Annotated in this window: 26 protein-coding genes; 11 read left to right on the forward strand and 15 right to left on the reverse strand. The window is 60.6% G+C overall.

Features of this window, described 5'->3' with window-relative positions; translation table 11 throughout:
* Window positions 1–49: 49 nt before the first annotated feature.
* The 4 genes from ACZ9DP_RS30860 to moaB all read left to right on the forward strand — a co-directional run bounded on the left by ACZ9DP_RS30860 (window position 50) and on the right by moaB (window position 4,475).
* A complete protein-coding gene (locus ACZ9DP_RS30860) occupies window positions 50–1,066 on the forward strand; it encodes a polyprenyl synthetase family protein (protein ID WP_074066852.1) in 1,017 nt (338 codons plus the stop codon).
* A gap of 131 nt (window positions 1,067–1,197) precedes the next feature.
* On the forward strand, window positions 1,198–3,030 hold the full coding sequence (locus ACZ9DP_RS30865) for a tetratricopeptide repeat protein (RefSeq protein ID WP_194730088.1): 1,833 nt from the start codon (window positions 1,198–1,200) through the stop codon (window positions 3,028–3,030).
* Window positions 3,031–3,036: 6 nt separating this feature from the next.
* On the forward strand, window positions 3,037–3,924 hold the full coding sequence (locus ACZ9DP_RS30870; RefSeq protein ID WP_074066851.1) for a 4-(cytidine 5'-diphospho)-2-C-methyl-D-erythritol kinase: 888 nt from the start codon (window positions 3,037–3,039) through the stop codon (window positions 3,922–3,924).
* Window positions 3,924–4,475, forward strand: a complete 552-nt coding sequence (gene moaB / locus ACZ9DP_RS30875; protein WP_074066850.1) for a molybdenum cofactor biosynthesis protein B — start codon at window positions 3,924–3,926, stop codon at window positions 4,473–4,475. The genes ACZ9DP_RS30870 and moaB overlap by 1 nt, the downstream gene beginning before the upstream one ends.
* Window positions 4,476–4,521: 46 nt before the next feature.
* Here moaB and ACZ9DP_RS30880 read toward each other — a convergent pair whose 3' ends face one another.
* Both ACZ9DP_RS30880 and ACZ9DP_RS30885 read right to left on the reverse strand, forming a co-directional pair.
* A complete protein-coding gene (locus tag ACZ9DP_RS30880) occupies window positions 4,522–4,836 on the reverse strand; it encodes a hypothetical protein (protein WP_476204555.1) in 315 nt (104 codons plus the stop codon).
* 181 nt (window positions 4,837–5,017) lie between these two features.
* Window positions 5,018–5,536, reverse strand: coding sequence for a glycosyl transferase (locus ACZ9DP_RS30885; RefSeq protein ID WP_476204556.1), 519 nt, complete (start codon window positions 5,534–5,536; stop codon window positions 5,018–5,020).
* 137 nt (window positions 5,537–5,673) lie between these two features.
* Here ACZ9DP_RS30885 and ACZ9DP_RS30890 point away from each other — a divergent pair, with 137 nt between their 5' ends.
* Window positions 5,674–6,831, forward strand: coding sequence for a PA0069 family radical SAM protein (locus ACZ9DP_RS30890; protein ID WP_239595268.1), 1,158 nt, complete (start codon window positions 5,674–5,676; stop codon window positions 6,829–6,831).
* Window positions 6,832–7,025: 194 nt separating this feature from the next.
* Window positions 7,026–7,718 (forward strand): ribonuclease HII, encoded by a 693-nt coding sequence (locus tag ACZ9DP_RS30895; RefSeq protein WP_074066846.1) that lies wholly within the window; start codon window positions 7,026–7,028, stop codon window positions 7,716–7,718.
* Window positions 7,719–7,849: 131 nt separating this feature from the next.
* Here ACZ9DP_RS30895 and ACZ9DP_RS30900 read toward each other — a convergent pair whose 3' ends face one another.
* From ACZ9DP_RS30900 to apbC, 11 genes are all read right to left on the reverse strand, one after another.
* Window positions 7,850–8,290 (reverse strand): DUF4168 domain-containing protein, encoded by a 441-nt coding sequence (locus tag ACZ9DP_RS30900; RefSeq protein ID WP_074066845.1) that lies wholly within the window; start codon window positions 8,288–8,290, stop codon window positions 7,850–7,852.
* A gap of 196 nt (window positions 8,291–8,486) precedes the next feature.
* Entirely contained in the window at window positions 8,487–9,248 is a 762-nt protein-coding gene (locus ACZ9DP_RS30905) for a phosphotransferase (protein WP_476204557.1), read from the reverse strand.
* Between the two features lie 80 nt (window positions 9,249–9,328).
* Window positions 9,329–9,814: a F0F1 ATP synthase subunit B gene (locus tag ACZ9DP_RS30910; protein WP_074066844.1), complete on the reverse strand. Its 486-nt coding sequence runs from the start codon at window positions 9,812–9,814 to the stop codon at window positions 9,329–9,331.
* 3 nt (window positions 9,815–9,817) lie between these two features.
* Window positions 9,818–10,459 (reverse strand): F0F1 ATP synthase subunit B, encoded by a 642-nt coding sequence (locus tag ACZ9DP_RS30915; RefSeq protein WP_074066843.1) that lies wholly within the window; start codon window positions 10,457–10,459, stop codon window positions 9,818–9,820.
* A gap of 78 nt (window positions 10,460–10,537) precedes the next feature.
* Entirely contained in the window at window positions 10,538–10,765 is a 228-nt protein-coding gene (locus ACZ9DP_RS30920; protein ID WP_027507791.1) for a F0F1 ATP synthase subunit C, read from the reverse strand.
* A 68-nt stretch (window positions 10,766–10,833) separates the two neighbouring features.
* Window positions 10,834–11,586, reverse strand: coding sequence for a F0F1 ATP synthase subunit A (locus ACZ9DP_RS30925; RefSeq protein ID WP_022716552.1), 753 nt, complete (start codon window positions 11,584–11,586; stop codon window positions 10,834–10,836).
* Window positions 11,556–12,002 carry an AtpZ/AtpI family protein gene (locus tag ACZ9DP_RS30930; RefSeq protein ID WP_476204558.1) on the reverse strand — a complete coding sequence of 149 codons (447 nt, stop codon included), beginning with the start codon at window positions 12,000–12,002 and terminating at the stop codon, window positions 11,556–11,558. The genes ACZ9DP_RS30925 and ACZ9DP_RS30930 overlap by 31 nt, the downstream gene beginning before the upstream one ends.
* Before the next feature lie 282 nt (window positions 12,003–12,284).
* Window positions 12,285–13,463 carry a cell wall hydrolase gene (locus ACZ9DP_RS30935; RefSeq protein ID WP_476204559.1) on the reverse strand — a complete coding sequence of 393 codons (1,179 nt, stop codon included), beginning with the start codon at window positions 13,461–13,463 and terminating at the stop codon, window positions 12,285–12,287.
* A 147-nt stretch (window positions 13,464–13,610) separates the two neighbouring features.
* Entirely contained in the window at window positions 13,611–15,509 is a 1,899-nt protein-coding gene (locus ACZ9DP_RS30940) for a potassium transporter Kup (RefSeq protein ID WP_074066840.1), read from the reverse strand.
* Window positions 15,510–15,527: 18 nt separating this feature from the next.
* Window positions 15,528–16,505, reverse strand: coding sequence for a magnesium transporter CorA family protein (locus tag ACZ9DP_RS30945; RefSeq protein ID WP_194729101.1), 978 nt, complete (start codon window positions 16,503–16,505; stop codon window positions 15,528–15,530).
* Window positions 16,506–16,917: 412 nt separating this feature from the next.
* Window positions 16,918–18,075, reverse strand: a complete 1,158-nt coding sequence (gene apbC, locus ACZ9DP_RS30950; RefSeq protein WP_074066838.1) for an iron-sulfur cluster carrier protein ApbC — start codon at window positions 18,073–18,075, stop codon at window positions 16,918–16,920.
* 503 nt (window positions 18,076–18,578) lie between these two features.
* Here apbC and ACZ9DP_RS30955 point away from each other — a divergent pair.
* The gene (locus ACZ9DP_RS30955) at window positions 18,579–19,553 is read left to right on the forward strand and encodes a small ribosomal subunit Rsm22 family protein (RefSeq protein ID WP_476204560.1); all 975 of its coding nucleotides are present in this window, start codon (window positions 18,579–18,581) and stop codon (window positions 19,551–19,553) included.
* A 63-nt stretch (window positions 19,554–19,616) separates the two neighbouring features.
* Here ACZ9DP_RS30955 and ACZ9DP_RS30960 read toward each other — a convergent pair whose 3' ends face one another.
* On the reverse strand, window positions 19,617–20,348 hold the full coding sequence (locus ACZ9DP_RS30960) for a helix-turn-helix transcriptional regulator (RefSeq protein ID WP_074066836.1): 732 nt from the start codon (window positions 20,346–20,348) through the stop codon (window positions 19,617–19,619).
* Window positions 20,349–20,585: 237 nt separating this feature from the next.
* Window positions 20,586–21,380, reverse strand: coding sequence for an IclR family transcriptional regulator (locus tag ACZ9DP_RS30965; RefSeq protein ID WP_194729098.1), 795 nt, complete (start codon window positions 21,378–21,380; stop codon window positions 20,586–20,588).
* Between the two features lie 98 nt (window positions 21,381–21,478).
* On the opposite strand from ACZ9DP_RS30965, the gene ACZ9DP_RS30970 reads away from it, so the two are divergent.
* The 4 genes from ACZ9DP_RS30970 to ACZ9DP_RS30985 are packed head-to-tail and all read left to right on the forward strand — an operon-like array spanning window position 21,479 to window position 24,704.
* Window positions 21,479–22,249, forward strand: coding sequence for an SDR family NAD(P)-dependent oxidoreductase (locus ACZ9DP_RS30970; protein WP_246763269.1), 771 nt, complete (start codon window positions 21,479–21,481; stop codon window positions 22,247–22,249).
* Window positions 22,249–23,166, forward strand: coding sequence for a 2-dehydro-3-deoxygalactonokinase (locus ACZ9DP_RS30975; protein WP_476204561.1), 918 nt, complete (start codon window positions 22,249–22,251; stop codon window positions 23,164–23,166). The genes ACZ9DP_RS30970 and ACZ9DP_RS30975 overlap by 1 nt, the downstream gene beginning before the upstream one ends.
* 13 nt (window positions 23,167–23,179) lie before the next feature.
* Window positions 23,180–23,812 carry a 2-dehydro-3-deoxy-6-phosphogalactonate aldolase gene (locus ACZ9DP_RS30980; RefSeq protein ID WP_074070177.1) on the forward strand — a complete coding sequence of 211 codons (633 nt, stop codon included), beginning with the start codon at window positions 23,180–23,182 and terminating at the stop codon, window positions 23,810–23,812.
* Between the two features lie 4 nt (window positions 23,813–23,816).
* Window positions 23,817–24,704: an SMP-30/gluconolactonase/LRE family protein gene (locus tag ACZ9DP_RS30985; RefSeq protein ID WP_283070975.1), complete on the forward strand. Its 888-nt coding sequence runs from the start codon at window positions 23,817–23,819 to the stop codon at window positions 24,702–24,704.
* The last annotated feature ends 104 nt before the right edge of the window (window positions 24,705–24,808 follow it).

The raw sequence follows: 24,808 nt of genomic DNA on the forward strand, positions 1-24,808 counted from the left end.
TCGCCCCTTTCTATTGTCAATTCCAAAGAATGAACAGGAGTCCGGGTCGTTGGGCGTGGTCATACCGCTTGAAGAAAGCAAAAACAAACTGGCATCCGTCAAGCCGCTGGTCGATTTGACACGGGCGGACATGGAGCGGGTCAACCAGCTTATCCTTTCGAAGGCCGGTTCCGACGTGCAGATGATTCCGGAGGTCGCAAATCACCTGATCTCTTCCGGCGGCAAGCGCCTGCGCCCGATGCTGACGCTCGCATCGGCCTGTCTCTTCGACTATCGAGGCGAAAACCATGTCAAGCTCGCGACCAGCGTCGAGTTCATGCACACGGCAACGCTGCTGCATGACGACGTCGTCGACGAAAGCGATCTACGCCGCGGCAAATCAACGGCGCGCACGATCTGGGGCAACCAGGCGAGCGTTCTCGTTGGCGATTTCCTGCTCGGCCAGGCCTTCCGCATGATGGTGGATGTCGGCTCGCTCGATGCGCTCGATGTCCTTTCATCCGCCGCCTGCGTCATTGCCGAAGGGGAAGTGCTGCAGCTTTCGGTCGCCAAGAACATGGAGACGACGGAGGACGACTATCTTTCCGTTATCCGGGCCAAGACGGCAGCACTCTTTGCCGCTGCTGCCGAAGTCGGCCCGATCGTCGCAGACGCTGGCAAATCAGGCCGCAATGCGCTGAAATCCTACGGCATGAATCTCGGCCTCGCCTTCCAGCTTGTCGATGACGCGCTGGATTACGGCGGCAAGGCTGCCGATCTCGGCAAGAATGTCGGCGACGACTTCCGCGAAGGCAAGATCACCCTTCCCGTCATCCTCGCCTATCGCCGCGGAACCCAGGACGAGCGCGCCTTCTGGCGTGATGCGATCGAAGGCGACAACAGCACCGATGCCAACCTGGAAAAGGCCCTCGGCCTGATCACCAAATACGGCACGCTGAACGACACGATCTCGCGGGCCGTTCATTACGGCACGATCGCCCGCGACGCGCTGGCGCCGCTCCCCGAAACAGCCTGGAAATCGGCCCTCATGGAAGTGATCGATTTCTGCATCGAGCGGGTCAACTGATCAAAGGTCCTTGATCGCGGGCTGATTTTCTTGCAGGGCCGCTTCAAAAAAGCCATCCTATTGTGAATCAGTCTTTTCAACTGATTTCGCAGCCGCCGGATGAATCGGCTGCCCTGATGAAAGGTTTTCTAATGCGGCAGAGATATGCCATCCGTCTTCTTTCGAGCGCAGCCCTTGCAGCGGTCATTTCGCTCGGCGCGCTTGGCGGCGTGAATGCCGAAGAAGCGGCCAAGACGGACGATGCCAGCAAGAACGTGATCTTCGACCCGGATACGGTCGGTACTTTTGCAGGCGCATTTCTCGCTGCCCGCACGGCCGATGTCGATCATGACTACAAGACGGCGATCGAGCTCTACAAGAAGGCCCTCCAGATCGAGCCGGGCAACCCGGAGATCCGCCAGCGCCTGATGATCTCGCTGCTTTTGAACGGCAATATCGAAGATGGCGTGAAATATGCCAACGACCTGAAGAAGGATCCTTCCGTCGAGCGCATCACCACCGTCGTGCGCAGCATGGACGCGATGCGCCGCGGCGAGTTCAAGACCGCCGAAGCGATCCTGAAATATGACGGCCCGAACGACCTCGACCGCATGATGAACGACCTTTTGCTCGCCTGGGCGCGCGCCGGCGCCGGCCGCAACAAGGAAGCTCTTTCGATGGTCGAGAAGATGAAGGGCCCGGAATGGTTCGGCATCTTCCAGAACTATCATGCGGGCGCAATTGCGATCGTAACCGGCAACGTGGCGGCCGCGCGCAGACATCTCAACGATGCAGTGCTGGACAAGGATGGCGGCGCGACCGCGCCCGACACCTTCATGCGCGCTGTCATGGCGCTTGCCCGCCTCGAAGCATCCCAGGGCAACAAGCAGAAGGCGCTCGACGCGATCTCGGTCGGTGACAACATGCTGCCGAACTATGCGCCGCTGAATGCGCTGCGCCAGAGCATCGAGAAGGGCGAAAAGCCGGAACAGCAGGTGCGCAACGCCGCGCAGGGCGCTGCCGCCGTGCTTTTCTCCATCGGCAGCGCGTTGAACCGCGACGGCGCCGAAGACATCGTCTCGCTCTATCTGCAGACGGCCAATACGCTTGACCCGAACAGCGCCGATACGCTGGTCCTTCTCGGCGGCATTGCTGAAAAACAGGACCAGACGGACCGCGCCATCGAATTCTACAGGCGCGTGCCGGAAAACTCGCCGATGCGACGCATCTCGGAGCTTCAGCTCGGCCTTGCCCTGGCACAGGGCGGCAAGACCGACGAGGCACGCAAACACCTCAAGGCGCTGATCGTTTCTGACCCGAAGGACGTCCGCTCCTATCTCGCCTATGGCAGCGTGCTTTCCGACGCCAAGAACTATGCGGAAATGGCGGCAAATTACGACAAGGCGGTGGAGGTGATCGGCCCGCTGCCGCGCCGCGCCGACTGGACCGTCTTCTTCCAACGCGGAATCGCCTATGAGCGCCTGAAGAAGTGGGACCAGGCCGAGCCGAACTTCCGCAAGGCGCTCGACCTCAATCCGGATCAGCCGCAGGTTCTGAACTATCTCGGCTATTCATGGATCGACATGAACCGCAACCTCGACGAGGGCCTGACGATGATCAAGAAGGCCGTCGACCTTCGTCCGGACGACGGCTACATCATCGACTCGCTCGGCTGGGCCTATTACCGCCTGAACCGTTACGACGATGCCGTTGCCGAACTGGAAAAGGCCGCCGAGATCAAGGCCGGTGATGCGACGATCAACGACCACCTGGGCGACGCCTACTGGCGCGTCGGACGCAAGCTCGAGGCCGTTTATCAGTGGAACCGGGCGCTAAGTTCGGCACCGGAAGAGACCGAGATTCCGAGAATCAAGAACAAGATCGCGAACGGTCTGACGACGGACAACGACGACGCCAAGGCGGCCGACAAGAAGCAGCCGGATCCGGTGCCTGTTACGCCGCCGCCGGCCGACAAGAAGTCCTGACAACCCATGCCTGATGCGGGCATGAGCGGCGGCTTTGCGGTTACCGAAGATGCTCTCGCTAAGATTAATCTTGCCCTGCACGTGACGGGCCAGAAAGCCGATGGCTATCATCTGCTGGACATGCTGGTGACCTTTGCCGGCCACGGCGACAGGCTGGGCTTTGCCGCTTCGCCATCGGACGAATTCACGATCAGCGGACGGTTCGGCCCCGCTCTCGACATCGAATCCCGCAGCAATCTGGTGCTCAAGGCGCGCGACATGCTTCGGCAGGCAGCGCTGGCGCAGGGCGACCATGCGCCGCCGGTCCATATCCATCTCGAAAAGAACCTTCCGATCGCCTCTGGTATCGGCGGCGGTTCCGCGGATGCGGCAGCCGCCCTTCGCGGCCTCATGCGGCTTTGGAGCCTCCGCCTGCCCGGCGGGAGGCTGTCAGCGATCGCTCTCAGACTTGGCGCCGACGTTCCCATGTGCCTTGCGAACCGGCCGCTGATTGCGCGCGGGATTGGCGAACAGATCGAGCCCGTTGCCTTGCCCTCTTTTGCGATCGTGCTGGCCAATCCGCTGAAGGCGGTCTCGACGCCCGAGATATTCCGGCTGCTGACGGCGAAGAACAACCCGCCGCTTGCCTTGCGAGGCAGCGACTGGCTGGCGGCGATCGGGGCCAACCGGAACGATCTCGAGCCGCCTGCCCGCAAGCTTGTTCCCGAGATCGAAGATGTGTCGGCCGCATTGAAGGGCGCAGGCGCAAGACTTGTCCGCATGTCCGGCTCCGGCGCAACCTGTTTCGGCATCTTCGGCTCGATTGAAACAGCCGGAGCGGCCGCGGCAAAGCTTCACAGCGAACGGCCGGACTGGTATTTCCAGGCGACGGAAACGCTTTCGGGAGACAGGTGATGACAGGTATCGACGAACAGCGGCCGTTCATTCCCGTCGGCATCGCCGTGCTGACGGTTTCGGACACGCGCACGCTGGAGAACGACAAATCCGGCGACACGCTTGTGGCGCGGATCGCCGAGGCCGGCCACAAGCTGATGGACCGCGCCATCGTGCGCGACGACAAGGTGGCCATCGCAGCCCAGGTCAACGCCTGGACGGAGACTCACGGCATCGACGTCGTGATCACCACCGGTGGCACCGGCCTGACCGGCCGCGACGTCACGCCCGAGGCGCTGGAGCCGCTGTTCGAAAAGCGCATGGACGGCTTCTCGGCAGTCTTCCACCGCGTCTCCTACGACAAGATCGGCACATCGACGATCCAATCGCGGGCAACGGCAGGGGTTGCCAAGGCTACCTTCATCTTCGTGCTCCCGGGCTCGCCCGGCGCCTGCAAGGACGCCTGGGACGGCATCTTGAAGGCGCAGCTTGACTACCGCCACATGCCCTGCAATTTCGTGGAGATCATGCCGCGGCTCGACGAGCACATGAAGCGCGGCGTGGGGAAGTAGAAGGCGCGCTGCTGCCCGGGTGCGCCATGGCAGCAGCCTGCGTTCGCTATGTATCCAAGCCCGGCAAAGTGGGTATCGTTTCCCAGCTGTCACCCGACAGCAGGAAGCAGCTGACGCCGTGAACATCCGTTATGATGAGTGTCCAGGTGCCGCTCTTGGCGGCATAGACCTCAAGAATGGCGTTCTGGTTGATCAGTCCGACCGCGGTGAGCTTTTCGGCAAAGTTCTTGTCCAGGAACTTGACGACCTCGGATCGGCCTGCGCAACTGCGCATCATCTGCGATGCTGCCGAATGCGGATGCGCGATCACCAATGTCGTCAATATGACGGCCAGCAGGCCGCGGACCATATTGCGTTTCATGACGCACCTCCTTTCGCCGGAACCCGGCAGAAGAGGAGACTTCCGCTGTGACCTGTTCTGCCGCCTTGCATTCCATGGTCGGCCGCCAAGAAGCGGGGCGCTCGGGCGGCGCCATGGCTGAATTATAGCGCGAAATCGTATCGGGCGCCATCTTTAGCGCGAGTGCTGAAAAGTTTGCGCGCTATCGTGCGGCGCGGGCGACCCAGGAGGGAATCAGCTCGCTGGAAAGCTTGCGCAGCTTCTGCCCCTTGGCAAATTCCGAAAGGCGCATTCCGCTTCTTGCGGCGGCAATCGCGTGTTTCTTCGACAGGAGAAGGCCGAGTTCCAGCGGCGGCAGCGACCGGCCTACACGCTGGAATAACGGGCGCCTGTATCCGCGCGAGGCGGTGAAACGCGCCGGGACTTTGTTGAGGGCGACATACTCGGCGATCTCGTCTATCCAACCAGTCTGCGGCCGGGCGCCAGGTTCGACGAAAAGTAGCCACTCGCCGCGGGCCGAGCGCAATATATCCTTGATATCCCATTGCGAATGGAACCGGCACCCAGCCGCGTCCGCCACTCTGGATGTACCATCGCGCGAGCCGTGATCGAGCACGACCACGTCGCTTACGAGCCCTTCGACTGCACCCGCCACCAGCACCGATAAAGTCTGCGCCAGCTCAGGTTCCTGATCCTGGCACTCCAGAACAACCGTCAACATTGCCTATTTATAAAGCGCCGCACAAAAATTTGCCAGCGTGACTTTCCTCATTTTGTTCTTGCATTGTTCTCTTTTTCTCGATAGGAATTTAATCATCAAGACGGACGAAGGCAATGGCCTTGTCGCGGGAGAATCGGATGAACGAACAGTCCCTTGCAGGGCAGGCTGCCTTTGCGCCTGCCAATACGGCGGATGTTGCCGAAGTGTTGATCGCCTCTTCCGGCCTTCGCATCGAGGGCGACCGGCGCCGCGGCCGCGCGGCTGGACTGAACCCCAGCGGGCGCTTCGAGCCGATGCACCGCGAGGCCTTCGACGACGGCTGGCAGACGCTGGAAGAACTGCCGCCCTTCAAGACCGAAGTGCAGATCGAAAAGCCGCGCACGGCGATTACCCGCAACGAGTCGCCGGACGTTCCGTTCGACCGTTCGATCAATCCCTATCGCGGCTGCGAACACGGCTGCATCTACTGCTTCGCCCGGCCGACGCACGCCTATCTGGGGCTTTCGGCGGGCCTCGATTTCGAAGCCAGGCTGTTTGCCAAGCCGGATGCGGCCAAACTTTTGGAGCGCGAGCTTGCGAAGCCCGGCTACAAGCCGCGGGTCATCGCCATCGGAACCAATACCGATCCCTACCAGCCGATCGAGAAGGAATGGCGTATCATGCGGCAGATCCTCGAAGTGCTGAACAAGGCGAACCATCCGGTCTCGATCGTCACCAAGTCGGCGCTGATTCTGCGCGATATCGATATCCTGCAGGAGATGGCAGCCAAGAGCCTTGTGCGTGCCGCGCTTTCGGTGACCACGCTCGACCGCAAGCTCGCTCGTGCGATGGAACCGCGCGCCGCAACGCCGCCGCGCCGGCTGGAGGCGATCCAGGCCCTGACAGAGGCGGGCATCCCGACCTCGGTGATGGCCGCTCCGATGATCCCCGCGCTGAACGACCACGAGCTGGAACGCATTCTCGACGCGGCAAAGGTTGCCGGTGCGCTGGAGGCGGGCTACGTGATCCTGCGCCTGCCGCTGGAAGTCGCTCCGCTCTTCCGCGACTGGCTGTTGCAGAACTATCCGGATCGCTACCGGCACGTCATGTCGCTGGTCCGCTCGATGCGCGGCGGCAAGGACTACGACGCCGAATTCGGCAAGCGCATGAAAGGCGCCGGCCCCTATGCCTGGCAGCTCGCCCGCCGCTTCGAGATGGCGACGAAACGGCTCGGCATGACAAGGCGCAGCATGCCGCTTCGCGACGATCTTTTCGTGCCGCCGGATGGCAGCGGCGTGCAGCTTTCGCTGCTTTAGCCGCCCGTCCGCACGCGAGGGTTCCCTGAGGCCGCCCGGCGAATGCCATAACGAGTTACCCCGCAGGAGGCCGCCGCCCTGGCCTCTTGCCGCCGCAAACGGCTCCCCTGCCCGTTTCGCGGCCTGAGCCCCCGGTGCGCCGCCCTGATCCGGGGGCTTGCAGGAAATCGGGTTGGCGTGCGAGGTTCAGCCGCATGAAACCTCGCACGTCACCCGATTCTCCTCTGCTTTTCGAAGAGGTGCCGCTCGTCCCGGACTTCAAGCTGGAACTGAAGGCACGCAAGGCCGGTCACTGGCCGGTCGCTGGCGCCGATGAGGCAGGGCGCGGCCCTCTGGCCGGACCTGTCGTCGCCGCTGCCGTCATTCTTGATCCCAGGCGTATCCCGGACGGGCTGAACGATTCCAAGCAGCTCTCGGCGCAACGGCGCGAACAACTTTTCGCCCAAATCCTCGCAACCGCGACGGTGTCCATCGCATCGTCGAGTTCCACACACATCGACCTCACGGATATCCGCAAGGCGAGCCTCGACGCCATGCGCCGGGCAATCTGCGGCCTTGCCATCCCTGCAAGCTATGTGCTGACCGATGGCCTCGACGTGCCGCCGGGGCTGGAGTGCCCAGGCCAAGCGGTGGTCAAGGGCGATTCGCGCTCGGTCTCGATCGCCGCCGCCTCTATCGTTGCCAAGGTGACCCGCGACCGGATGATGGCGCGTGCAGATGCCGTCTTCCCCGATTACGGCTTTGCCGCGCATGTGGGTTATGGCACGGCGCAGCACCGCGCCCGCATCGAGCGGCATGGCCCCTGCTCGCTTCACCGCATGAGCTTCCGGCCGTTGAAGAAGAACGGCACCGAAGGCGCCACGATGGACGAAATGCTGGAAGAGTAACTGCTGCCGCTGCAGACCTGTCGAACTCGAAGCAGCATCTCGCGTTCGCACGTGATGATTGAAGCGGTCATTCAGACCGCTTCAATGGAACCAAAACAGCACCAATTTGAAGTGCAGTCCCGGCGCACGGCTTACTGCTGCTTCGCGGGCGCCGGCTGCGCGGGCGCAGATTCCTGGAGCTTTTCCTGAACTCTCTTGACGAGCGCCGGATCGTTCTGCGCGGCGGTTAGAATTGAGTTATACTCATCTAGCGAGATACCTGGAGAGGCTTCCACGGCCTGAACCATTTGCTTACTGGCTTCAGTCTGCAGCTGTTGCTTCGCTGCCGTGTCCTGTGTGGCTCCGATCTTGGCCGAGTATTCCTGCCTAACCTGGTCGACCTGGAGATAGGCGACCGCAAAGGCCTCGATTTTCTGATCGCTGACGGCTGCGGTCGCGCCTTTGCTTTCTGGTTGCGCTTGAACCGGTTGCTGGGCTGGAGCTGCCTGCTGTGCGGACGCGGGGTTGCCGAGAAACATCAAGCTGAGAGCTGCAGCGGTCAACGATGCAACAGGGGTATAACGAGTGATCATATTCATTCCTCTGTGGTGGCCTCTGTGGTGGCGTGGACGGCGACATACTGCCTTGGCCGCCGGTTAGGGTTGAGGAACGATCCGGCGACAATGTGACTCTCAGACGTTTTCGGTGCGGCAATAGGAAGGCGATCTGCCGACCATCGAGCGGCGGCTTTGTGGCAGGGTTCACCACTTCGGCTTGTTGCCGGCTCAATCAAGTGGCCATGAGTCCGGCCGCGATTTGATCCCGATGAACGTGGATGTAGCCGATGTCATCGCGAAAAAGCCGATGATGGCCCTCTTCGATATCCTTGCGGTATTTTTCCGATCCCCGCGCCACTTCCGCTTCCATGAAAGCGACAAGCCCCTTCAAACGCTCGATGACAAGATCAGGCAAAGCGGCGCGTTCATCGGCTGGCAAGCCGTAAGCGTCGAGGAAGTCCCGCGCCCGGTTGATCTGCTCTTCGATCGTGACAATGCTCTCTACCGCGATATGTCTCGACAGCGGCGCCCATCGATAGACAGCATAGGCGATATCCCAGAGCCTCGGACCGGGATGTGCCGCTTCGAAATCGATGATGCCTATCGCTTTGCCGTCCCGCATGACGACGTTGTACGGTGCAAAATCGCCATGACAGATGACTTCAAACGGCGGCTTCGGCTTAAGCTGCCAGGCGCCTTCAGCGGCCCCCTGAAAGGATGCCGAGCAATCGTGGTAGATGCGCAGCAATCGCGCAGCAGAAGTCAGTACCGTGTCCAAGAGCATTTGGACACTATCGAGGTCGCCGTACTCGCCCTCAATAAAAGTCACGCGCTCGAAATTCTCATCATAGCCTGCAGATCGCGGCGCTGAAGCGAAGTCGCACTGCTTCAGGTGCCCAAAGAGAGAATGCACATTCGCAGTCCATGGACGCGTGGCGCGCCATACAAGCCCGTCACGCAAGATCGGTCCGGAACCTGCCGCATCCTTCAGCATCAGCAACTCCGGCAGCCGCACCGCCGCCAATAAAAAAAGCCCCGATGCCGGGGCCTTTCCAGATCAACATGAAAGAACGCTCAGTTCAAGCGCGTCTTCACTTCGCCGACGGCACCCTTGAAGAGGTCGGCCTGGACCTTGCCGTCGGCCTTCTTGGCGAGAACCGTTTCGGCCGCGGTGATCGCCAGATCGACGGCAGCCGAACGGACGGCTTTCATCGCATCGGCTTCCGCCTGCTTGATCTTCTGTTCCGAAAGGGCCGTGCGGTTGGCGACGAACTCTTCCGTCTTCTTCTTCGCCTCGGCAGTCAGCATCTCGGCTTCGCGCTCGGCGGCGGCGACGATATGCGCAGCCTCCGCTTCCGCTTCCTTGCGCTTGCGCTGGTATTCGGCCAGCAGATGCTGAGCCTCTTCGCGCAGACGCTTGGCTTCGGCCAGCTCGTTGCGGATCTGGTCGGCGCGGTCGTCGAGCGACTTTGCCATCATGCCCGGAACCTTCAGATAGACGACGAGGGCCAGGAACAAGACGAGGCCGACAAAGGCGAAGAAAGTTGCATCAAATTCCATCGATCAAGCCTCCTTCTTGGCGGCTGCGACAGCGGCGGCAACGTCGGTCTTGGCCGTTGTGCCACCGATCAGCTGTTCGATAACGGCAGCGGCCGTTTCCTCGGCAATCGTGCCGACGTCTGCAAATGCCTTCGCCTTGATGTCGGCGATGCGGCCCTCGGCAGCTTTCAGCTTCTCGGAGAGGCTCGCTTCGACGGAGCGGCGATCTTCTTCGGCCTTGGCCTTGGCGGCGTCGCGCGCGGCAGAGCCGATCGAGTTCGACTTGGCGCGGGCCGCAGCGAGTTCAGCTTCATAGGCTGCAACGTCCGCATCGGCTTCCGCCTTCAGGCGGCTTGCCTCGTCGAGATCCTGCGAGATGCGCTTATGGCGCTGCTCGAGGATACCGCCGATTCGCGGCGTAATGACCTTTTGCATGAGCAAGAAGAAAACGGCGAAGGTGATCGCCAGCCACAGAAGCTGGGATGCGTAAGTCGACGAATCGAAAGGCGGGAAAACACCGCCGCCGTGCTCGCCAGCGGGAACGCCGGTCTCGGTATGGACCTCGCCGGGCGCCGGAGCGGCATGCGGGTCCGTGGCGGGCGCTGCACCCGGTTCTGCCGTTCCCGCCGGAGCTTCTTGAGCATAGGCCGGGGTCACAAAAAACATGCTCACCTCCAGGTGTACTGCAAATACAAAGGATCACGGCTTGCTGGTCGCAGGCCGTGATCCCTCAATCCACCGATATTAGACGGCGAAGAGCAGAAGGAGAGCAACGAGCAGCGAGAAGATGCCCAGAGCTTCCGTAACGGCGAAGCCGAAAACCAGACGGCCGAACTGGCTGTCAGCAGCAGACGGGTTGCGCAGAGCGCCGGCGAGGTAGTTGCCGAAGATGTTGCCGAGGCCGAGAGCCGTACCGGCCATACCAAAGCAAGCCAGACCTGCACCGATGAACTTTGCTGCTTCCGCTTCCATGTTGAACTCCTTTGAAATGGTTGTTGCGGCGAATTGACTGACGCCCTTTGACGTCAATGTCGGTATCCTTAGTGGCCACCCGGGTGAACTGCGTCGTTGAGGTACATGCAAGTCAGCACCGCAAAGACGTAAGCCTGAAGGAAGGCGACGAGGAACTCGAGACCGGTCAGGGCGACCGTCATGATGAGGGGAAGAATGGCACCGCCGACACCGACTGCACCGAGGGCTCCAAGCGAGGCGACGAAGCCTGCGAACACCTTCAGCGTGATGTGACCGGCGAGCATATTGGCGAAAAGACGAACAGAAAGTGAAATGGGGCGGGACAGGAAGGAGATGATCTCGATCGCCACCACCAGCGGCAGAAGAATGCCTGGCACGCCCGAGGGCACGAAGACATTCAGGAAATGGAAGCCGTGCTTATAGAAGCCGTAGACGAGAACCGTGCCGATGACGAGCAGCGCCAAGGCGAAGGTGACGATGATCTGGCTCGTCACCGTGAAGAAATACGGGAACATGCCAAGCAGGTTTGCCGTCAGCACGAACATGAAGAGCGAAAAGACCAGCGGGAAGAACTTCATCCCCTTGGTTCCTGCGCCTTCCTTCAGCATTCCGGCGATGAATTCGTAAGACATTTCCGCGACCGACTGCGAGCGGCCGGGAACGATCGCGCGGTTTGACGTCGAGAAATAAAGGAAGCCTGCGGCAACGGCAGCGGATGCCGCCATGAAGAGAGAAGCGTTGGTAAACGAGAAATCAATTCCGCCGATTTCGATCGGCACAATCTTCTGGATCAGGAACTGATGGGTCGGATCGTTAGACACCGCTTGTTCTCTCTTCTTTGGCCCGCGATTGCGGGATCATCACACTGGACAAAGCGCCTGGCACCCTGCCCTATTTCTTGCCGTTTTCGGCGCTCTCCAGGCTCCGGTTTTGCAACCTTGCCTGCAGCGCGAAGAACGTTCAAAACACCGGCACAGAATCCGAGAAGCAGAAGAACAATCAACCCCCAAGGCGCCGTGCCGACAAAACGGTCCAAAAGATAGCCAAGAAGGGCACCGACGACGATGGCGGAAATGAACTCGCTCGAAAGCTTCATCGCCTCAGCATAGCCTTTGCGGCTTACCTCGGCGCGGGCTTCGTTCGCCTCGTCCTCTCCCGCATCTATGCGCTTGGCTTTGAGCTTCGCTCCCAGCTGCGCACGGCGCTTTTCAAGACTTTCCTCGCGGTCATCCGCCATGGCTTCCTCCTCGTCTTCCGCTGTCCGCGATCCCCGCTACCCCGGTTTTCAGGACAACGGACACAAGGTCTGAAAACCTTTCGGCCCGTTCTGAAGTCGCGCGCAACATAGTTTTAGGGGAAACCATAGTCAAGGCGTAGGAAGCTTATGTCCAGCCATAAAATTATCGTTCCGAATCAATGATTTGATCCGAATTTCACACCGCTTTGAAAATTCGAGCGAAAGAATCCGCTTTCGAAGCCGATGATCGGCGGGGAAATCCGCTGCCGGACCGGCTTTTCCTCAGCTCCAGCCACCGCCATAGGTGCGGTAGAAGACGTGCAGGCCGATGCGGCCGACCTTTTCCATGGTCCTTGCCCATTTCGGCCGGACATAGACGGCATGATAATGTGTAGCCGAGCCGACTTGCGGAAGCCAGATCTTGCCGGCCGTGACCGCCATGGCGACGTCGCGGGCAACGCGCCAGTGATTTTCGGAGTTCACGCGATCGCGGATGTTGTCGCAGGCGAAGGAAAACTGGCAGCGGTTCCGCCAGTCTTCGTTCTGGTAGACGACGCCGCAGATGGTTTTCGGGTAGGCCGGGTTCCTGACGCGGTTGAGGATGACCTGCGCGACTGCGGCCTGCCCCTTTACCGATTCGCCGCGAGCTTCGAAATAGATGCCGGATGCAAGGCACTGCTGCTCGCGCGCCGAAAACACGCTGGCAGGCAGGATGCTCGCCGCCCATGCATGATCGCCCGCGCCGATCTGCGGAACGAAGCGGCCGTCATTTGCCTGATCGGCGAGGATCGAGTCGAAGGGCGATTGACGGGCGTAGTCCGGGGCTGCCGGCGCATAGGCGGTCGCCAGCACGTCGGCCTTGTTGCTTGTGACGAGGCCTGCAAGCATCGCCGGAACGCCGGGTTCCAGCATGACCGGCTGCTTCCTGTAGAAATTGGTGGCGATCTCGATTTCCTTGCCCATGATCTTCGGCTTCACGAAGGCGGACTTGTCCTTGATGTCGAAGCTCGGCTGGAAAAGGAGCTGCGTGCGCTGGAGAATGGAGCCGGCGGAGAAATCCTTCGGCGGCTGCATCTTCTCGACGGCGACGATGCGGCCTTTCTTGGTACCGCGGTTGACGCGTTCTTCGTCCGGCGTTTCCTCGTGGCCCTTGCCTTTCGCGACAAAGGCAACCTTGCGGCCATCGGGAAGAACCATGCCCGCGCCGGCCGCGATCGTTCCCGTCACGATCGGATCCGCGAAAGCGAGTTCGGCCTGATGAATGGAGCCCGCCGGAGAATTTGTCATCACCATGCGCCAGTTGTCGCGGCTTTGATCAAGCCCGGCGAGCATGGCGGCGAGATCGGCATGCGATGCGATGGTGGGGAATGCGAGCCACCCGCAAATGCCGAAGATGGCGGGTGAAATCCAGCTCTGAGGGAGAAAACGCAGCTTGCTGCGGACAACGCGATTTCGACGCAACGCCAGACTCCGGACACGGGACGCTTCAACAGTCTGACGAAAATCACCCATTAACCTTGATGCTTGGTTAATGCGGTGTCCCAGAATGCATCCGTGAGCGGTTTTTCGTCTTCTCCCGCGCGGGGAGAAGACTGTTTGGAAAGCGTGTCAGATGATGACGTGCGAGCCGAGTTCGACTACGCGGTTCGCCGGAAGACGGAAGTAGTCGGAGGGGTTCGCTGCCGCGTTGGCGAGCGCGATATAGAGCCGGTCCTGCCAGTAAGGCATTCCGGATTTCGCATCCGGCACCAGCTTGCGCCGGCCGAGATAGAAGGAGGTCGTCATGATGTCGAACTTCAGCCCGGTCTTTCTAAGTGCTGCGAGCGCCTGGGAGACGTTCTGCGTTTCCATGAAGCCGAAGAGCAGTTCGACACGCGAGAAGCGCTCGGAAACCTGCTCGACCTTGTAGCGTTCGGAGTTCGCAACGCGCGGCTTGTTGACCGTGCGGATCGTCAGGATGACGTTGCGGTCATGCAGGACGTGGTTGTGCTTTAGATTGTGAAGCAGGGCCGCGGGGGCCGATTCCGGATCGCTGGTGAGGAAAATCGCGGTGCCCGGCACATGGGCAGGCGAATGATCGCTCTTGCGCTCGATGGAACTGACAAAGGAAGGCAGCGGAATATCCGTGTGGCGGGTCTTTTCCATGAGGAGCGCCGTGCCGCGGCGCCAGGTCCACATGACAACGATGAAGGCGGTGGCGATGAGGATCGGAATATAGCCGCCGTCGTGGATTTTGAGCAGGTTGGCACCGAGGAAGATCAGTTCCAGCACAAGCAGCGGCAACAGAACGATCGTTGCGATCGAAGCCGACCAGTTCCAGCGCGTCCGCACGAATTCGAAGGCCATGATTGTGGTGACGACCATCGCGCCGGTGACCGAGATGCCGTAAGCCGTTGCAAGAGCTTCCGACGTCTGGAACGTGATGACCAGGAACATGACGCCCAGGAAGAGCACTGTGTTGACCGTCGGCAGGAAAATCTGCCCGGTATTGGTCTCCGATGTGAAGAGGATCTCCATGCGCGGCAGGAAACCGAGGTTGATCCCCTGGCGCACGAGCGAAAAGGCGCCGGTGATGACCGCCTGGCTGGCGATGATCGTTGCAGCCGTCGCCAGTATGACGGCAAAAGGCAGCGCCCACTTCGGGAACATGAGATAGAAGGGGTCGGACATCGCCTCCGGATTGCCGAGAACGAGTGCGCCCTGGCCGAGATAGTTCAGCGCGAGCGAAGGAAAGACCAGCGCGAACCAGGCCCACTGAATCGGGCGGCGGCCAAAATGGCCAAGGTCGGCGTAAAGCGCTTCGGCGCCGGTCACCGTCAGGAAGACCGCACCCAGAACAACGATGCCGAAGAATCCCTCGTGGAGTAGGAAGCTGACGGCATAATACGGATTGAAGGCTGCCAAGATCCCGTAGTCGTCGGAGATATGCGAAATGCCGGCAATCGCCATGACGATGAACCAGAGCGCGGTGATCGGTCCGAAAAAACGGGCCATGGCGCCGGTGCCGTGCGATTGGAAAACGAACAGCAAGACAAGAATGGCCGCCGAAATCGGCACGATGTAGGCCGACAGGCTCGGGGCCATCAACTTAACGCCTTCAACGGCAGACAGAACCGAAAGCGCCGGCGTGATCATCGCATCGCCCAGGAACAGAGCCGCACCTGCCATGCCGAGTGTAAGCAGCAATGCGGTGTGCCCGTTCGCCGTCTTCATCAACAGGGCAAGCAGGGAGAGTGTGCCGCCCTCGCCTTCGTTATCGGCGCGCAGCAGCAGCAGGACATATTTGAGGGTGACGATGATCGTCAGTGCCCAGAGCATCAGCGAGATAAGGCTGATGATCTCGAAACGGGTGATCCCATCGTGCGCGACCGGCTTCAGCGCTTCGCGGAATGCGTAGAGCGGGCTGGTACCGATATCTCCATAGACGACGCCGACGGAGCCGAGCGTAAGATAGAAGAGTTTGCGCGGCGTCATGTGGCGATCGTGTGAATGGCTTTCGTCGGACATAAAGTGACAACAGGCTCCTTAGAGCCAGCCTTTCCATCGGAAAAAGAAAAACGGAATGATGGCGGACATCACCATCAGGCCCAGCGAAGAGGGATAGCCCGCGACCCAGTGCAGTTCCGGCATGAATTCGAAATTCATACCATAAATGGATGCGACAAGGGTGGGCGGCAAGAAGACGACGGATGCGATCGAGAAGATCTTGATGATCGAGTTCTGCTCGATGTTGATGAGGCCGAGCGAGGCGTCGAGGAGGAAGGTGATGTTTCCGGCGATGTAGGACGCATGCTCCGTCAGCGACTGGATATCGCGCGAGACGGTGCGCGACAGTTCCTTCGTCGCCTGGTCCTTCTGAACTGCGGGGATGGTGTAGAAGAAGGTCATGAGGCGTGAGAGCGAGGCGAGGCTTTCGCGCACCTTGCTGACAAGGCGGTGGTGGCCGGCGATATCGCGAAGCTTCTCCTCGAGATAGTTCGAAGGCTTGCGAACCTTTCTGGCGCGGTCGCCGAAAACGTGCGTCGAAAGGACATCGATGCGGGCGACCGAGAGTTCGAGAATTTCCGCAGTCCTGTCGGCGATCGTCTCGAGCAGCTTGGCAAGGAGAGCGGCACCGCTGCGCCACTCTTCCGGCACGCGATGAAGGGCGGCGATGAACAGGGCAAAGGATTTTGGATGAGCGTAGCGGATGGTGATCAACCGGTTCCCAACGAGGATGAAGGCAACATCCGTCAGCGTCGGGGCCTCTGTCTCAGCTTTCCAGACCAACGAAGCCGTCATGTAGACCGCATTATTCTCGGTATAGAGGCGTGCGGACGGCTCGATATCCTTCAAATCGTCGCGGGTCGGAACCTCGATGCCGACGATCTTTTCGACGTAGAGTTCCTCCTCACGGGTTGGCTCGAGCATATCGATCCATACCACATCGTCCGGAAACTCCGCGGCGTGCGATAGGTCACGGATTTCGACCGACTTGCAATTTGAACAATAGGCCGTAATCACCGGGCGTTGCTCCAGCCGCCGGCACGTCCTGCAATGCCTGCGCTTTTCATCGAGAGCCTTTCACTGGAATGGCAGCCGTCACGGCGCCGTACAGGCTAATAGTCTTCGATCTTACCGGACGCGGAAAAAGGTTCATACAACTCCAGCTGCATCCGGTCAGAACCCGGCCATGCATTCTGCTCAACCGCATCGCAGTCACCAATCCTTCGATCGACAAGATAACTCCGAACATGCAGGCTGGCCGAAACCTTTCAAGCAAGGGCGGCCATCATCGAGCATCCGCAGAAACCGCCATCATGGCGACGGCGGGCCATATGACGGAAAGCTGTGAAATAATCAAGTCATCTTAGGTGAACTGGGCGATATCACCACATTTCCCCCACAATTTGGGGTATTCGGCGCGCCGAAACAGCTATTCGAAAATGATCGCCGGCGCCTGGCGCTGCGGCTGGCCGCCGAGTTGTTCCCACACCTTCGAAGCGATGTCGCGATAGATGCCCGCAACGATGCCGTTCGGTTCGGACGCGACAAGCGGCGTGCCGGCATCCGAGGTTTCGCGGATACTCACCGTGAGCGGGACCTCGCCGAGGAAGGTCACGCCAATGCGCTCGGCCTCCCTGCGCGCGCCGCCATGGCCGAAGATGTCGTAGCGGGTGCCGGTATCGGGCGCGATGAAATAGCTCATGTTCTCGACGATACCGAGAACCGGGACCTCCACCTTGCGGAACATATTGAGCCCCTTACGGGCATCGATCAATGCAAGGTCCTGCGGCGTGGAGACGATGACGGCGCCGGCGAGCGGCACCTGCTGGGCCATCGTCAGCTGCGCATCGCCGGTACCGGGCGGCATGTCGACGACAAGCACGTCGAGTTCGCCCCAGGCGACTTCGCGCAGCATCTGCAGCAGCGCCGATTGCACCATCGGGCCGCGCCAGATCATCGCAGTTTCCTCATCGACGAGGAAGCCCATCGACATGACCTTGAGGCCGTAATTCTCCATCGGATTAATGATGCGGCCGTCGACCTGCGTCGGCCGGCCGGAAATCTTCAAAAGGCGCGGCATGGAGGGACCGTAGATGTCGGCGTCGAGAATACCGACACGCAGACCGTTCGCCTGTAGACCGAGCGCGAGATTGACGGCCGTCGTCGACTTGCCGACGCCACCCTTGCCGGAGGCAACCGCGATGATCGACTTGATGCCGGGAACGCCGATCTTGCCGGCGCGCGGCGGCTGTTGCTGCGGCGCGTGCGCATGGCCTTCATGGCCGTGCCCGGCATGGGCAGCAGGACGGGCGGCAGGTGCGGAGGCAGGGGCCGCTTTCTTGTCGGCGGTCAGCGCCACGAGCGCACCCTTGACGCCGGGCAGTTCCTTGATGACGCGTTCGGCCGCGAGACGCAGCGGCTCAAGCTCCTTGGCTCGCTCGGCCGGAACGGTGATCGAGAAATAGACCTTGCCGTCTGCAATGAAGACATCGGAAACCATGCCGAGCTCGACGATATTATGTTCGAGATCGGGACCGCGCACGGTCTTCAGCGTTTCGAGAACTTGTTCCTTGGTGACGTCCGTCATTCCACCCTCACGCATAGTCTTTGAAGAGACGTAGATAGTGGAGGGCTGCGGCTTCGCCAAACGAAATCGGCATCAAGGGCAACGGAAATCGCGCTCTATCGAAATCCGTTGCGGCCATCTGGTCCGCCGGGCTTTCGCCCCGATGGCCGCAACGGTCTGCCCGATACCCGGCGCAATGCAGGCCGAAGTAGAACAATGTGGGGAAATGACCAGAGGAAAAATCACCCCAAACCACGGGGTTGGAGCGACATCACGGGAGGGCCGTTACAAAAAGGCAACAACCGCCGCCGGCAACGGATGCAGGAGACATGCATCTACGCTGCCGACGGCGGTTGTTTCCGATGGCGCCGTTCTTTTTTGGCGCTCTTTCAAAGTCCCCTCTGGACCTCTGCGGAATAAGAAGCAAGGCTCGTGCCAGATGATGATCGGCAAGCGCTTCATATGCCGCTTGGCATGGATCGCACCCGGCTGTATGGCGTGATCGATCAATGTGGGCGACAGCGATGGAATTGCCAAGGATCTTGCGGGAACAGGTGGAGGAGATGCTGGAGGGTCAGCCGCTCGATGGGCTGAAGCGCGCCGCGGCACGCCTTTCCAGCCGCTATCGCCAGGAACTGCGTGACGGCAGTTTCCACATCAGCGACAGCCTTGCAGCCAAGGCTTATCTCGCCGCCAGGCTGCCCGCCACCTATGCCGCGATCCGCGCCGCCTATCAAATGATTTCGCAAGCCCGGCCTGATTTCGCCCCTGAGTATTTCGTCGATATCGGGGCTGGTCCAGGCTCGGCACTCTGGGCGGCCACCGACTGCTGGCCGGAGATCAAAAGCGCCGTGATGGTGGAGGCAAGCGATGCGATCCGCAACGTCGGAAGAAGCCTCTCGGGGCGGCTCGACCTTCAGACGGAATGGCTGGATGGCAATCTTATCAAGGCGTTGCCGAAAATTGCGCCCGCCGATCTCGTCACTATCGCCTATGTGCTCGATGAGATAGAGCCGCATCAGATCGACGCGTCGATCGATAAGCTCTGGGCGATGACGCTCGACACGATCGTCATCATCGAACCCGGAACGCCGGCCGGTTGGGACCGCATCCTCGCCGCGCGTGACCTACTGCTCTCAAAAGGGGCGCATCTGATCGCGCCCTGCCCGCATGCATCGGACTGTCCTCTCGCGCGGCCAGATTGGTGTCATTTTTCGCGCCGGGTCGCCCGCTCGAAAATGCACCGCTTGGTCAAGGATGCGGACGTGCCGTGGGAGGACGAGAAATATACTTTCATCGCCGCAAGCCGTTTTGCAGGCGAGGCTCCCAAGGCCCGCATCATCGCACCGCCTCAGGGCTCGGGCGGAGTGATCCGGCTGAAGCTCTGTCAAAGCGACGGGACGGCGGGCGAGCGCACCTTCTCCAAACGCGACGGTGCCACCTTCAAATGGGCGCGACGGGCGAATTGGGGCGACGGGCCAGAACACGACGGAGACTAGCAACGGATGAAAGACACGGCCCTGCCCATCTTTTGAGCCAAACTGCCAATATTTTCAGCAGGGTTACTTGATGATGCCGATGCGCAGTGCCTTGGCGACCGCCTGCGTCCGGTTGACCGTGTCGAGCTTCTTCGTTGCGCGGTTCAGGTAGTGGTTGACGGTATGTTCGGAGAGGTTGAGGATATCGGCGATTTCCGCACTGGTCTTTCCCGCCGCCGTCCAGTTCAAGCAATCGATTTCGCGGTCCGTCAGCGCATCCGTCATGCGCGTATCGAGACTGCGGATTTCGGCAAGCCTGTCGAACACATGGATCGAGATATAGGAAAGATCGCGCATCTCTTCCGACGCGAAGGGCTCGCGATCACCGGCGAACGAGACTGCGCCGCGCATGCCCGATGGCTCGTGCGTCGGGAAAAAGGCGCAGCGCATCATCTTGAAACGCTCGAAAAGCGCCACGGCCATCGCCGTCTTGCCGTCATCCCTCCTATGGCCCTTGGTCACGTCAACGAAAAAGGGGACCGACGACGTGCGCAGGCGGCGTATGACGGGACTGCTCACCAGCAGGTTTTCCTGATCATAAAGCGCCAGCAGCTCGGCCGGCCAACTGGTGATCACCGTCGCGCTTTGCAGTTCGAATGACGTGACCGGCGGCAGGTTGAGGACCATGAACGCGCGGCTTCGGCAAACTTCCGTCAAGCGCTTCATGAAGCGGAAGATATCGAATTGGGTCTTCAGGCCCGCGATTTCCTGAATGTATCCATCTGCATCGAAAGATGCGCGTGACAGTGCTGTCATCTACTTTTTCGTCTTCTCAAGAGCGGCGGCGCCGTTTCAGATCGATGTGTGCCTGCAAGCCAACCACGCGCCAGCATGAAATAAAAAACAACCTGGCCGAAATACAATGGCCGAAGAGACTATTCGGTTTTAACAAACTACCGCAGTTGGCGTGATTCGCAGCCAAATCTCAATATCGCGCTCATCATAAGTGCGCTCTGCGGGAGCGTCCAGCCGATTGCATCGCCACGTAGGCTGCTATCGGCGCGGGCCGAGACGGACGCGCATCGCATCCGCGATGCATTTTGCCGTCTGCTTTAAGGGTGCAGCCCATTCTTCGAGACGCTCAAGCGTGAGCCTGTAAGCCGGACCGGTGATCGAAACGCCGCCCGTAAAGCTTCCATCCTCCATCCGAATTGGCGCCGCAACGCAGCGGATACCCGGCTCATGCTCCTCGCGGTCGAAGGCGAAGCCGGCTTTGCGGATTGCCGCCACCTCGGTCAGCAATGCCTCGGCCGAGACCAATGTCTGTGGAGTGAAGCTATGGAAGGAGAGGCTTCGCACCAGCGTCTCCAGCGCATCATCCGGCAAAATCGAAAGAGCAACCTTGCCGACGCCGGTGCAATAGACGGGCGAGGCATTGCCGATCTGGGAATACATGCGAATAGACTGCTGGCCTTCGATCTTGTCGAGGTAGATAATGGAGGTTTCGCGCAGGACGCCGAGATGGACCGTCTCGCCGCTCATCTGCTGTAGGTGCCTCAGGTGCGGTTCGGCAATCAGCCGGAACTCATTCTTCGCCCAGCTTCGCGACGCCAAATCGAGAAGCCGCAACCCCGGCGCATAGCGGCCGTCTACGTCGAATTCCAGAAGCCCTTCCTCGACGAGATGACCGAGCTGGCGGTGCAGCGTGCCGCGCGGCTGGCCGACGAGCGCGAGAATATCGGTAAAGCGCATTGGACGTTCGGCATGCGTCACGAGCTCGAGCAGCGCCATCGCCTTACCCAATGTCCCCGTTTCACTTTCTCTCGATATATCTTTTCGTGGAGCCATTGATCGCCTACCGTCGGCCTTGACACGAATGGCAGCGTAATCAGATAATTCCACATAGTCAAATTGAGTTCCAAATAATGGAAAATCGGGAGGATACGGTGACGAGCGTAGTCGCGCAGTTTCCGGAATTCAGGGATCGTTGCGTGCTCGTGACAGGTGGCGGCTCCGGCATCGGCGCCGCGATCGTCGAGGGCTTTGCCCGGCAGGGCGCGAAGGTTTCCTTCATCGACATAGCCGAAACGGAAAGCCGCGAACTTGCCATGCGGCTTTCCCGCGATTCGGAACATCCGGTGCATTTCTTCAAGGCCGATCTTCGCGATATCGGCGCGATCCGGCAGACGGTTGATGCGGTGGTCGCGCAATCAGGGCCGATCACCGTTCTCGTCAACAACGCTGCCTGGGACGACCGGCATGAATTCGATACGGTGACCGAAGAATACTGGGACAACAACCAGGCGACAAACCTCCGCCATGTCTTCTTCACCGCCCAGGCCGTAGCGCCTTCCATGCGTGCGGCAGGCGGCGGCGCGATCATAAACATGTCGTCGATCGCCTTTCTCCTGAACATGCCGGACTTCCCGGCCTATTCCACGGCCAAGGCCGCCGTGATCGGTCTCACCAAGAGCCTTGCGGGCAAGCTCGGCCCCGACAATATCCGCGTCAACTGCATCTTACCGGGCATGATCGTGACCGAACGGCAGATGAAGCTCTGGCTGACCGAAGAAGGCATTGCGCAGACCATCAAACGGCAGTGCCTGAAGAAGGTCCTGCATGGCGACGCGATCGTCGGCCCTTGTCTGTTTCTTGCATCCGACTGCGCGGCCGCGGTGACGGCGCAGTCCTTGATTGTCGACGGAGGCATTTTCTGATGGCAAATCCCGTTTATGTCGCGGTGGATTGGGGTACGAGCAGTTTCAGGCTCTGGCTGATCGGCAAGGACGGCAGTATTCTCGGCGAACGCCGCAGCGGCGAAGGCATGACGACGGCGGCCAAGACCGGCTTTGCCGATGTCTTGGCGTCGCATCTTGCCGCACTCTCGGTCCCACAGAACGTGCCGGTCATCGCCTGCGGCATGGTCGGCGCCAAGCAGGGCTGGGTCGAGGCGGGCTATATCGACGTTCCCGCGTCGATCTCCTCGATCCTCACCGGCGCGGTTTCCGTTCCGGGCCAAAGCCGGGATGTCCGTATCCTCCCCGGCCTTGCCCAGCGCGACAAGGCATCGCCCGACGTCATGCGCGGAGAGGAAACGCAGCTGCTTGGCGCACTTGGCCCCGACAGCAGGGGATTGCAGGCCGTCTGCATGCCAGGCACGCACTCGAAATGGGTTCATGTTCAGGACGGCGAAGTGATCGGGTTTTCGACCTTCATGACTGGTGAACTCTTCGACGCGATCAGCAAGCATACGATCCTCTCGCATGCCGTTGCGAGCGCCGAGGAGGCGCAAGCAGACAATTCCGCCTTCAGAGCGGCAGTCTCGGCCGCTTTCAGGCAGCCTGCCATGGCGTCGAACCTTCTCTTTACCGCCCGCTCGGGCCAGCTTCTTCACGCATTGACGGCGGCCGGTGCACAGGCAAGGATTTCCGGCACTCTGATCGGGCTTGAAATCGCCGGTGCGCTTTTCGACGCACCGAACGACACGCCTGTCACGCTCGTCGCGTCGGGCCGCCTCCAGGGCCTTTATGAAACGGCCTTCAAGTTCTTGTCTCTAAAGTACACCGTCATCGATGCCGACACGGCCGTGCGCCGTGGGCTGTCGGCCGCCGCCGAAGCTATCTGGCCGAATTGAGGAAATTCTCATGATCAACCGCATTCCCTTTCCCTCCATGAAGCGTCCGCTCATCGCCATTCTCCGCGGCATCAAGCCGGAGGAAACCGAAAGCGTCGTCGGCGCGCTGATCGAGAACGGCCTCGCCGCGATCGAAATCCCGCTGAACTCGCCCGACCCTTTCAAATCCATCGAGATCGCTGCGAAAATGGCGCCGCCGGAATGCCTGATCGGCGCGGGCACCGTGTTGACGGTCGATGCTGTCGACAGCCTTCACAATGCCGGTGGCAAGCTGCTCGTCACACCGAATGTCGAGCCTGACGTCATCATTCGCGCGCGCAGCTACGGCATGGTCTCGATGCCGGGCGTCTTCACGCCGACCGAGGCGCTCGCCGCCGCCCGCGCCGGGGCAACCGGCCTGAAGTTCTTCCCCGCCAGCGTGCTCGGTCCTTCGGGCATCACGGCCATCCGCGCCATTCTGCCGCCCGAACTGGTGATCGCGGCGGTCGGCGGCGTCTCCGACAAAAATTTCGCGGACTACACGAAAGCGGGCATTCTGGCCTTCGGCCTCGGCACCAGCATTTACAAGCCCGGAATGACGGCCGCAGAGGTTGCCGAGCGCGCCAAGGCCACCATTTACGCCTATGACGCAGCCGTAGGAGCGTAGGCATATGACTGAGATTTACGAGTTCGAGGGCAAGACGCTTTGCAATACCAGTTCGGTACTTGGCGAAGGCCCGACCTACGATCCGGATACCGACACCGTCTGGTGGTTCAATATTCTCGGCAAGGAACTGCACGAACTGAACCTCAGCACCGAAAAAAAGAACGTGCATCCGCTTCCGATGATGGCGAGCGTGCTCGCACGCATCGACGCCAACCGCCAGCTGCTCGCAACCGAAGAAGGACTTTTCGTCCGCGATATTGGCAGCGGCAATCTGACCTTCTATGCCGCATTCGAAAACGACAACCCGGAAAACCGCTCGAACGATGGCCGCACGCACCCATCCGGCGCACTGTGGATCAGCACGATGAGCAAACGGGCGGAACCCCAGGCAGGCGCGATCTATCACGTCGCCGGTGGCAGGGTGACGAAGATCTTCAGCGGCATCAGCATTCCCAATTCGATCTGCTTTTCGCCCGACGGCACGATCGGCTATTACACGGACACGCGCATCAGCCGTCTCATGCGCGTCATGGTCGATCCGCAGACCGGGCTTCCGACGGGCGAGCCGATCGTCATGGTCGACAGCATGGATGATCCCGGCGGCATCGACGGTTCCGTCTGCGATTCGGATGGCTATATCTGGAACGCACGCTGGGGTGCGGGCGTCGTCGACCGGTACAGCCCGGACGGCCTGCGCATCGCCCGTTACAAGGTTCCTGCCGCACAACCCTCCTGCCCAGCCTTTATCGGCGTCAATGCGGACCGGCTGGCGGTGACAACCGCCTGGGAAGGGCTCGACGACACCGCGCGCTCGTCGCAGCCGCAAGCTGGTGCGCTGCTGGAGCTTGGTGTGGCGGTAAAAGGCGTTTTCGACCCAGTCTACGTGCTCTGAACAACGCAACGCGGACGTTTGAAGCAAGCTGAAGGCGAAATGCCTTCAGTCCATCTTCATTCCGGTCGAACAAAAGCCGCCGCGCTTTGTTGTAGCCGTCAAAA

Source organism: Rhizobium sp. USDA 4016 (assembly GCF_056279705.1).